Source organism: Martelella sp., from assembly GCF_984369615.1.
This window is the reverse complement of the sequence record NZ_CFHTCS010000507.1, coordinates 1-2,401: the sequence shown is the minus strand read 5'-3', so window position 1 is coordinate 2,401 and position 2,401 is coordinate 1. Positions and strand designations below refer to the sequence as shown.

Here is a 2,401-nt window from a genome sequence, read left to right as displayed (position 1 = left end):
TGCCGTCGTTGACTTGCGGCTCGAGGACGGCAGCGGCCTCGACGTGATCGCCGCCATTCGCGAGGCCCGCGAGGATACCCGCATCGTGGTGCTGACCGGCTACGGCAATATCGCCACCGCCGTCACGGCCGTGAAACTCGGCGCGCTCGACTATCTGGCCAAACCCGCCGACGCCGACGATATCGTTCATGCCCTGACCCAGGCGCCGGGCGAAAAGGTCGATCCGCCGGAAAACCCGATGTCGGCCGACCGCGTGCGCTGGGAACATATCCAGCGCGTCTACGAGATGTGCGACCGCAATGTGTCGGAAACCGCGCGCCGTCTCAACATGCATCGCCGCACCCTGCAGCGGATTCTGGCCAAACGCGCGCCGCGCTGAGGCCGCTTACCCCTCGCGCGGGAACACGCGCCCGTCGAACAGCTTGCGGGCCGTGCGGCGATTGCCGGCGCCGAGGATTTTTCCTTCCGCGCCGATGTCGAGAAACACATCCAGAGCGCCGGTCGGATGCTCGACCAGATAATTGCCGTCGCCCGGATCGACCGCCAACCCCTTCGCCACCGACCCTTCGATCCGCGTCGCCGTTGCCACCGAGATGGCGGCGAAGACGCCGATGGCGGCGTGGACCCTGTGCGGAATGAAGGAACGGGTGGCGATCGCGCCGCCTTTTTCCGGCGTCGAGACCAGCGTCATCTTCGGCACCGAGGCCTCCGTCACATCGCCGAGCGCCATCATCGGCCCGGCCTTCAGCCGGATCGCCTCGAGCCGTTTCTTGATGTCCGTGTCCTTTTCCAGTGCCTCCGGCTCTTCCTTGCCGGTCAGGCCCAAATCCTCCGCCCGGAGGATGACGCAGGGCATGCCGTTGTCGATCAGCGTCGCCTTCACGCCCTCGATCGCGTCGGCCGCATTGCCGGTGGGCAAAAGCGCGCCACACATCGAGCCGGCAATATTTTTGAAGAGAAGCGGGATCGCCGCATGACGGCCCGGCACCCCGGCGATCTCGGCATCGCCCGCATAATTGACCCTGCCGCCGGGCGTTTCGATCCGCGCCACCGCGATCTCGCCGGTGTTGACCATATGGATCCGGACCTCGGTCCGCGCGCCGTTCGCCGGCACAAGCCCGCGCTCGATCGCCGCCGGACCGACGCCGGCCAGGATATTGCCGCAGCCCTGCTTGTCGCTCACCAGCGGCTTGTCGACGAAGACCTGCAGGAACAGATAGTCGACATCGGCATCATCGCGCGAGGGCGGCGACAGGATCGCCACCTTCGAGGTCAGGGGATCGGCCCCGCCGATGCCGTCGATCTGTCGCGGATCGGGCGAGCCCATGATCCGCAGCAGCAGATCGTCGCGCGCGGCCTTCTCGTCCGGCAGGTCGGAAGCCAGGAAATAGGCGCCCTTGGATGACCCGCCGCGCATCCACAGACACGGTATGCCGTCCTCAGACATATTTCAGGCCCTTTTCCGCAAGGCGCGGGCGCATGTCGTAGATGTCGAGGCCGAGCTCGCCGGCGGCGAGCCGCTTGCGCTTCATCTCCTCGTTGTCGAGACGTTTTTCAGCGGCCGCCAGCACCTTTTCGGCATCCGCCCGTTTCACGACGCAGACGCCGTCATCGTCGGCGACAATGATGTCGCCCGCCTCGATCAACTGCCCGCCGCAGATGACCGGCACATTGACCGAGCCGAGCGTTTCCTTGACCGTGCCCTGGACGCTGACGGCCTTGGACCAGACGGGAAAATCCATCGCCTCGAGGTCCTTCGTGTCGCGCACGCCCGCATCGATGACCAGGCCGCGGCAGCCGCGCACCTTTGCCGAGGTCGCCAGAAGATCGCCGAAATAGCCGTTGTCGCAAGGGCTGGTCGGGGCGAGCACAAGAATGTCGCCCGGCTGAAGCTGTTCGATCGCCACATGGATCATCCAGTTATCGCCGGGCGCTGCCGAAATGGTGACCGCGGAGCCTGCGATCTGCGCGCCGCGATAGATCGGCCGTAGATCGGCGGCAAGGCAGCCGATGCGCCCCTGCGCCTCATGCACGGTCGCAACGCCTGCCTCGCCAAGAGCGTCAATGACGGCGCCCTCGGCGCGCGCAACATTCCGGATCACATAGCCGGGCGTTCCCGGCGCCAGTTTGAGGCTATCCGTGCTCATCCTTCACTCCTTGCCGGCAACCGGCGGCGTGCCGTGGGTATGGAAGCTCTCGATCGTCTTCAGTCCCCAGGCCTGGCCCTTCTTGCGGTCGGCCTCGGTCCAGCAGACCGGCTGCCAGTCCGGCGCCAGAACGAGGCGGGAACCGGCATTGGCGAGCTCGACGCGGTTGCCGGCCGGTTCCCAGACATAGAGGAAGAAGGTGCCCTGGATCGCGTGCTTGTGCGGCCCCGTCTCGATGTGGACGCCGTTCTGCA

4 protein-coding genes are annotated in these 2,401 nt (G+C 66.3%); 1 reads left to right on the top strand and 3 read right to left on the bottom strand.

From position 1 onward, the window contains the following. Nucleotides 1-379 (top strand): ActR/PrrA/RegA family redox response regulator transcription factor (locus AC5DC2_RS22970; protein WP_491700164.1); only part of this gene is annotated, 379 nt, incomplete at its 5' end. Nucleotides 380-385: 6 nt separating this feature from the next. On the opposite strand, the gene AC5DC2_RS22965 is transcribed toward AC5DC2_RS22970, so the two are convergent. The 3 genes from AC5DC2_RS22965 to AC5DC2_RS22955 all read right to left on the bottom strand — a co-directional run. Continuing rightward, nucleotides 386-1,447, bottom strand: a complete 1,062-nt coding sequence (locus AC5DC2_RS22965; protein ID WP_491700163.1) for a 4-oxalomesaconate tautomerase — start codon at nt 1,445-1,447, stop codon at nt 386-388. Further along, nucleotides 1,440-2,147: a 4-carboxy-4-hydroxy-2-oxoadipate aldolase/oxaloacetate decarboxylase gene (locus AC5DC2_RS22960; RefSeq protein WP_491700162.1), complete on the bottom strand. Its 708-nt coding sequence runs from the start codon at nt 2,145-2,147 to the stop codon at nt 1,440-1,442. The genes AC5DC2_RS22965 and AC5DC2_RS22960 overlap by 8 nt, the downstream gene beginning before the upstream one ends. A gap of 3 nt (nt 2,148-2,150) precedes the next feature. Then, the coding region (locus AC5DC2_RS22955; RefSeq protein ID WP_491700161.1) for a VOC family protein at nt 2,151-2,401 on the bottom strand (251 nt) is incomplete at its 5' end.

Excerpts from the sequence above, each read along its gene's own strand:
- AC5DC2_RS22965 (WP_491700163.1), bottom strand. The coding sequence starts at position 1,447 with ATGTCTGAGGACGGCATACCGTGTCTGTGGATGCGCGGCGGGTCATCC.
- AC5DC2_RS22960 (WP_491700162.1), bottom strand. The coding sequence starts at position 2,147 with ATGAGCACGGATAGCCTCAAACTGGCGCCGGGAACGCCCGGCTATGTG.